Raw genomic sequence first — 7,188 nt, 5'->3', positions numbered from 1 at the left:
TATACACACCCACACCCACCACCGCAACCCGACAGGTGATGAGATAGAACACTCATAAAAATACTAGTCAGATATCTATAAATTCTACAGTGCTGGTTGGGGGTGCAAAAGACCCCGAAACTACGCAGCTCTTCACTGTTCTTAAAAAGCGCGTACTCCCGTCATGCCACCTCAAAAACTCGAATCGCTAAAATATTCTTTTCCCTCTAGACCACCATACTGAAGATATAAATGAAGGGTTCCCATACATCGAACTGTGTGGAAACCCTTCAAGATCCTGTGGTAAACGGGAATAGTAAACCCTATACTACGGTAATCGCGCCCTGGTTTTTCTTACCCCGACGCACGATTGCATACTTACCGTGCAAAAGCTGCTCAGATGAGATCAGGGCATCTTCACCTTGAACCTTCACACCATTGACAGACGCGCCGCCTTCTTTCAGGATGCGTCGCGCCTCAGACTTGGAAGAAGCAAAACCAAGCTCCGTAAGCGCAGTAATCAGATCCAGCCGATCCGAAGAGAGCTCAACCGAAGGCAGCTCATCCATTACAGCCTGAAGAGTGCTCTCGTCCAAGGCCGCAAAGTCTCCCTTGCCAAAAAGGGCTTCCGAAGCCGCTATGGCCTGTTCCGTAGGCTCAACACCGTGAACAAGGGCCGTAACCTCATAAGCAAGCCGTTTCTGTGCTTCACGCTTGTACGCTTCGGTTTCGACCTTATGCTCGTATTCGCCAATCTCCGCACGAGTCAAGAAAGTAAAGACCTTCAAACGATCTATTACATCCGCATCAGCGGTATTAAGCCAGAACTGGTAAAAGGCATATGGAGAACACATCTCGGGGTTCAGCCAAATTGCGTTGCCTTCGCTCTTACCAAACTTCGTGCCATCAGAGTTTGTAATCAGAGGGGTTCCAATAGCATGAACAGTTTTTCCCTCGACCTTGCGAATCAGTTCGGTGCCGCTGGTGAGATTACCCCACTGGTCAGAACCACCGGTTTGCAAAGTGCATCCGTACTGACGGTTAAGCTCAAGATAATCCAAGCCCTGCAAGATTTGGTACGAGAACTCGGTGTAAGAAATACCTTCTTCAGAGTTTAGGCGTTTAGCAACAATTTCCTTCTTGACCATCGTGCCCACACGAAAATGCTTACCAATATCGCGCAAGAAATCGATAGCCGAAAGCTGCCCGCCCCAATCCAAATTATTCACCATACGAGCCGCATTATCACCCTCAAACGAAAGAAAACGCTCAATCTGAGACCGTAGAGATTGAACCCATTCAGCAACGACTTCTCGGGAGTTAAGTACGCGCTCCGATGTCTGCCGGGGGTCTCCGATTAGACCAGTAAAACCGCCCACCAGACCTAGGGGGTAGTGCCCGGCAAGTTGCAGACGACGCATTACCAAAAGCTGCACGAGGTGCCCCAAATGCAAGGATGCGGCGGTAGGGTCGTACCCGGTATAGAATGTAAGCTTTTCATCGCTCAATGCTTTTTCGAGTGCCTCTTCGTCAGTACTCACATGCACGAGTCCGCGCCATTTGAGCTCCTGCCAGATGTTCTCGAACGTGTCGTCATTGTGCTGCGCATTAAGGATGTCGGCAGACATGGTTCTCTATGTTCTCCGTTCCATGACATACGGTGTAGAAATATTTGATGTGCAGAATACAGCCTGCACATAGTAAGTACACCCAGGATTGATAGTTATAGCCTAGCACTACGTCGCTACCTGCGATACATGCCAACACTACTTACAGGTCCACTTTACGACTGGGCAGATCCGGTTCTTCAGCATCTAGACCTGCGGGCATTGAGGTTCCTACCAGATGAAGCCGCTGTGTGGGGCGAGTCATTGATACATATAGATCACCTACAGCACCTTGTGCATCGTCAAGAAGCTGCTGCGGTTCCACGATGATGACAACATCAAACTCAAGCCCTTTAGCTTCCCAAGGAGTCAAGACAAGAACCTGATTTTCGACGGCGTCCTCAGCGGTTCCTGTACGATCCGCATGTGTTTCCATAACTGCACGCGCCACCTGTGTGTACTGGGTAGGGGAACAGATTACTCCGATAAGAGCCCCATCTCCCAGGGCAACCTCATCACTCACGCGCTGGACAGTCTCAGCAACCACGTGTTCCTGGGGCACCCGATGGATAAAAGGTGCCCATTGTCCTTCACGCACAGCACGAGGTGCTGACACTTCATACCCGGCTTCGCGTGCAACGGCGACCGCGGCATCCGCAATTTGCGCCGGGGTACGGTAGTTAATCGTCAATTCTTCAAGGGTAAACCGCTCCCCCACAAAAGGTTCAAGAGCCTGAGACCACGATGAAGCGGCAGAGGCTGAAGATGCCTGCGCAATATCTCCCACTACCGTAAACGATTTTATGGGGCATCGTCGCATCAGCAAACGCCATTGCATAGGCGAAAGCTCTTGCGCTTCATCCACAACAATATGCCCATAGGCCCAGGTGCGATCCGCCTGTGCCGCAGCTGCAGCAGTCATACGATTGATACCTACCTCGTTGAGAGCGGCGATCTGCTCGGCCGTAACAACGCCGTCTGCACCAATATCGGCGAGTGTCTGATGCACATTCTCAAGTGCTTTTGACGCATTCTCAAGGTTAGCTCGATGCTCAGCCTCTGCGCGCGCTGCTGCTGCCGCACCCGTGACCCGGGAGAAATCACCGAGAAGCTCCGCAGCTTCATCCAGTAAAGGAACATCAGCCTCAGTCAAAGGAGCATCGGCAGGGCGTTTGAGAAGTTCCCTTTCTGCCTCAGTAAAATTCTGAGTTGCGGACTCTAGATATTGCTGTTTCGAGAACAGAGAACGCACCAGCGTTTCAGGTGAAAGCGGCATCCAGGCAAGGTTAAGAGCACGTCGTACATCCAAAGAAGCACGCACATCATCTTGTAAATAAGGGCGCTCCACAATGCGACCAGCGGCTTTATTAAGCTGATCGTCCAGCACGCTCGTCAGTTCCTTAAGCAAAATTTTGACGAACGTCTCGCGAGCTTCATTATGTGGTTTTCCAGTAGCACGAGCTCGAGAACGTGCTGAACGTACCATCTGTGGAGTAAGAACAACATCAGTGCCCTCAACGTTGAGGCGCTGTTCCCGCTCAGGAACTTTTTGGCGATCTTCAACTGCTTTCTTGATTACCTCTACCATGCGCAAATCACCCTTAAGCCCAGCGATACGACGATCGTGCTCTGGTACAGCGCGAAGCCCAGGGTACAGTGTTGCCAAGGAAGCCATGACCACTCCGGTTTCCCCCAGAGAAGGCAGAACACGCTCAATGTACCACATGAATGAATGCGACGGTCCTACCACTAATACACCCGCTTTAGCGAGGCGTTCTCGATTGGTATACAGCAAATATGCCGCACGATGCAGAGCAACTGCAGTTTTACCGGTACCTGGCCCGCCCTGAACAACCCGAACGCCGGGCAGCTCGGAACGAATAATCGCATCCTGCTCGGCTTGTATGGTTGCGACGATATCATTCATCCGCCCGGTGCGTTTCTTATTTAAAGCCGCGAGAAGCGCACCTTCACCATGCAAAGTGTCGCTATCCTGAAGTAATTCGGAGTCGAACACCTCATCTTCGATGTTGGTGACGGTACGTCCCTCCAGCATCAGATGCCGCCGACGCCGAACCCCTAACGGATTAAACGCCGTAGCCTGATAGAACGTGCCGGCCTCGGGGGCACGCCAATCCATCAAAAGCCGCTTCTGGTCGCTATCCATAATTCCTAAACGGCCGATATACCGAACCTCATCGGCTCCGTCTTTTGTAAGGTCAAGACGGCCAAAAACAAGCCGCGCATCCACTGCGTTAAGCTGGGCCAGGCGATCTTCGTAATGGGTGGCAAAAGAGTCCCGTTCGGAACGGTTTTGATGCCCACCAACCGCCTGATTCTTGCGAACATCCGCGAGTTTTTGTGAGGTTTCTTCCCGTAAATCATCTAGTCGTGCATAGATTTTTGCAACATGTTCGCGTTCTTGGGCAAGCTGCTGCGCAAAGACACGTGTAGCAACATTCTCGGAAACATTCTTAGATGTTTCTGCGGGCATAAAAACTCCTTTAACGGCATAACGCCGATTAACTCACGATTTACGGCGATGCCGAAAACAGAGTATCTATTTTACAGGGTTATATGCACGCTCAAAAGCTATGTCTATGTGCTTTGAGGCAGGACGTTACTCAGAAACTACACTTAAAGTTTCTACTCGGTATTGCGCCAGAGCTTCACGCCCGCCCAAGCCTTTGAGTTCCAAGAGAGTGCCAATTCCTGCTACTTTCAGCTCCGCACGTTCAATAAGCTTCGTGGCAGCCACCAGCGTGCCACCGGTTGCCAAGATATCGTCGAGTAGAAGCACGCGGGTTCCCGGTGCGAAATCATGACAGTGAATCTCGATAGCTGCAGTACCATACTCAAGCTCATATTCTTCGCGGTATGTTTCACGGGGCAGCTTACCAGCCTTACGTACCGTCATAATGCCTTTGCCGGAGGCATAAGCAAGCGCTGAAGCCATAAGAAAACCACGGGCTTCTACACCAGCGACAACGTCATAAGTACCTTCAAAAAGCCGTGCTATCTCGTCAATAGATTCTTTAAAAACCTCAGCGTTTGCAAAGAGAGTGGTGACGTCGTAGAACAGGATTCCCTGATGTGGGTAATCCTGAATGGTTGCGCATGCCGCCGGAATAAGCTCTTGCATGGATGCGAGCGCAGAAACGTTCATTACTCTCTCTTTCGGAGGTCAGCGGGTTTTGGGATCAGTCGATGTATGTTCGCCGCAGAATTAATGCGGCACGGTGGCTTTGACAGCCTCAAGAATTCTACCTTTTTTCGATAAACATGGCACGTAGTTCATGTTTAAGGATTTTTCCAGTGGGCCCCAACGGCATGGAATCTACAATTCGATAATGGCGCGGATACTTATAGGCAGCGAGTTTCTCACGCGCGAGAGTATCTAATTCTTGAATCAGCGATTCATCATCCTTGTGCCCGCGAGAGACGACAACAGCTGTAATCTCCTCGCCAACGAGCGCATCATCAAGACCAATAACGGCAACGGCTCGAACCTGCGGATGCGCTTGAAGAACATCCTCTATTTCACGAGGATAAACGGAATACCCATTACGCAGCACCATGTCTTTAATGCGGTCCACAATATAAATATTGCCGTTGTTATCCAGACGAGCTATATCTCCGGTGGCAAACCATGTACCGTCGAAAACCTCGTCCGTAGCCTGAGGGTTATTCCAGTATCCCGCCATGATATTTTCGCCCGAAACCCAAAGCTGCCCATGAGTTCCTGCAGGTAAAGACCGACCTTCATCGTCACGTATCTGCACCTGCACTCCCGGAAGCACGCGTCCAACGGAGCCAGTTACGTGCCCAAACTGGGCCTGATTAAAACTGACAACTGGTGAGGTTTCGCTCAGCCCATACCCTTCATATATAGGACAGGAAATTAACGCATCAAATGCACTGTGCGCAGATGCGGGCAGTGGTGAGCCTCCAGAAATACCAAATCGGATGCGTCCTTTCAGCTGGCGAGCGTTAGACGGGTTTTCTTCGAGTGCGGCTATAAGCGCCACATACATACTGGGTACTGCTGCAAGAACCGTCACATCTGCTTGGTCGATGAGTTTGATTGCCTCTTCGGGGGTGAACCTTGGCAAAAGAGCGATGGTTGAGCCAGCAGCGCATGCCGCGTTGAGGGTGACTGTTTGCCCAAAAGCATGAAAAAGAGGTAAGCCACCAAAAATAATATCTTCAGCGGTAAATCCGAACACTTGAGCACAGCTTTGGGCATTGCTCAGAATATTAGCGTGCGTTAGGGTTGCGCCCTTGGGCTTTCCCGTAGTTCCCGAGGTATAGAGAATAAGCGCCGGATCCGCCGGGCTTACGGGGCATAATTTGAGTTCTGGTTCAGACGGATGGTCTATTCCAAAGGGAGCTAATGAAGATTGAGGGTCTGCACTCGTGCCGCCTAATATCTCAAGATGCACGGTTCCGTCACACACGAGGGGCACTTGGTGTGCTTCAGCTGCTAGGCGGGTTCCTTCCCAGGCAAAGAGCATGGTAGCGCCGCTATCCTGCAGATGATGTTCAAGCTCGGCACCACTCAGCAGAGGGTTTAACGGAACACAGAGAGCACCGCTTGCCAGAATGCCATAGTATAGAGCGGGCATCAGGGGAACATTAGGCAAAGAGAGCGCTACTCGATCGCCTTCCTTCACACCACATTTTCGCAGATGTGCCTGTACCCGAGCCGCCGCCTGCCCCAGTTTGCGATATGTCACCGTAGCGATATTCGAGGAGGCTGAAAATACTAGCGCTGGAGTGTTCTCGTGTATGCGGCTTGCGAGCAGACGTGCAATATTGTGCGATGTTGCCGGTTCAGGGGCGGAGGCATTCTCAACAGTAACGGGCATCGTTTCTTTATTCCTATTGCATGTTCTTGCGTAGCATGAAAAAGCTCTAACTCGGGGTAGCGCTAACAGCACAATATGGCGCTTGTTTAGCCTTCTCCATTCTAAACCCGTCAATCTCAGGCAAAGTTTACAGCATACCTATAAACCGAGCTTTTTACCTGTCACATTTATTCAACAAATTTGTATTCTGATGAATTCATAATAGTATTTACGAATAAATCAAAATAAACGATAATCTCTCATGCAGGAAGCCTCCATGACCGATAACTTTTCACCATCATCTCAGGTCTCCCCCGAGCTAAAAGACCAAGAGCTCGAATTCCTCAATTCGATCTTTGACCTTGCCCGCAATAATAAGCCTATTGCGCTCCAGTCGCTCCTCGATCAAGGCATACCGGTAAATCTCACAAACTCCCACGGAGACACCCTCCTCATCCTTGCCGCTTACCATGAGCATGAAGAAATCGTGCGCGTTCTTCTCAAAGCGGGTGCAGACCTAGATCGTCTCAATGACCGTGGGCAAACGGCGTTAGTCTGCGCGGTATTCCGCGATAACCTCACTATCTCTCAGTTACTTCTTGATGCTGGCGCCAATGCGTCTTTAGGTACACAAACCCCCGCAGATGTTGCCCGGTTCTTCGACCTACCGAGTATGCAAGAACTTCTCGCTGCGGCAGCATCAACCGCTGAATAGCACAGAGGCAGCGGGAACAAACCATCACGTCTCAATTTTG

The 7,188-nt window shown here is 50.7% G+C and carries 5 protein-coding genes; 1 reads left to right on the top strand and 4 read right to left on the bottom strand.

The genetic code is table 11. The features are described 5' to 3' along the window. Positions 1–302: 302 nt before the first annotated feature. The 4 genes from tyrS to HMPREF2609_RS02920 all read right to left on the bottom strand — a co-directional run bounded on the left by tyrS (position 303) and on the right by HMPREF2609_RS02920 (position 6,454). Positions 303–1,607 (bottom strand): tyrosine--tRNA ligase, encoded by a 1,305-nt coding sequence (tyrS, locus tag HMPREF2609_RS02935; RefSeq protein ID WP_048755057.1) that lies wholly within the window; start codon positions 1,605–1,607, stop codon positions 303–305. Positions 1,608–1,749: 142 nt separating this feature from the next. After that, the gene (locus HMPREF2609_RS02930) at positions 1,750–4,080 is read right to left on the bottom strand and encodes a HelD family protein (protein ID WP_048755058.1); all 2,331 of its coding nucleotides are present in this window, start codon (positions 4,078–4,080) and stop codon (positions 1,750–1,752) included. A 126-nt stretch (positions 4,081–4,206) separates the two neighbouring features. Next, positions 4,207–4,752: an adenine phosphoribosyltransferase gene (locus tag HMPREF2609_RS02925; protein WP_070534953.1), complete on the bottom strand. Its 546-nt coding sequence runs from the start codon at positions 4,750–4,752 to the stop codon at positions 4,207–4,209. A gap of 97 nt (positions 4,753–4,849) precedes the next feature. Beyond that, positions 4,850–6,454, bottom strand: coding sequence for an AMP-binding protein (locus tag HMPREF2609_RS02920; RefSeq protein ID WP_070534951.1), 1,605 nt, complete (start codon positions 6,452–6,454; stop codon positions 4,850–4,852). A gap of 256 nt (positions 6,455–6,710) precedes the next feature. On the opposite strand from HMPREF2609_RS02920, the gene HMPREF2609_RS02915 reads away from it, so the two are divergent. Then, positions 6,711–7,148 carry an ankyrin repeat domain-containing protein gene (locus HMPREF2609_RS02915; protein WP_070534950.1) on the top strand — a complete coding sequence of 146 codons (438 nt, stop codon included), beginning with the start codon at positions 6,711–6,713 and terminating at the stop codon, positions 7,146–7,148. Positions 7,149–7,188 lie beyond the last annotated feature (40 nt).

It is taken from the genome of Rothia sp. HMSC058E10 (assembly GCF_001809415.1).
GTDB lineage: Bacteria > Actinomycetota > Actinomycetes > Actinomycetales > Micrococcaceae > Rothia > Rothia dentocariosa.
The sequence above is the reverse complement of the archived record's forward strand: the minus strand, read 5'-3'. Positions and strand labels throughout refer to the sequence as shown.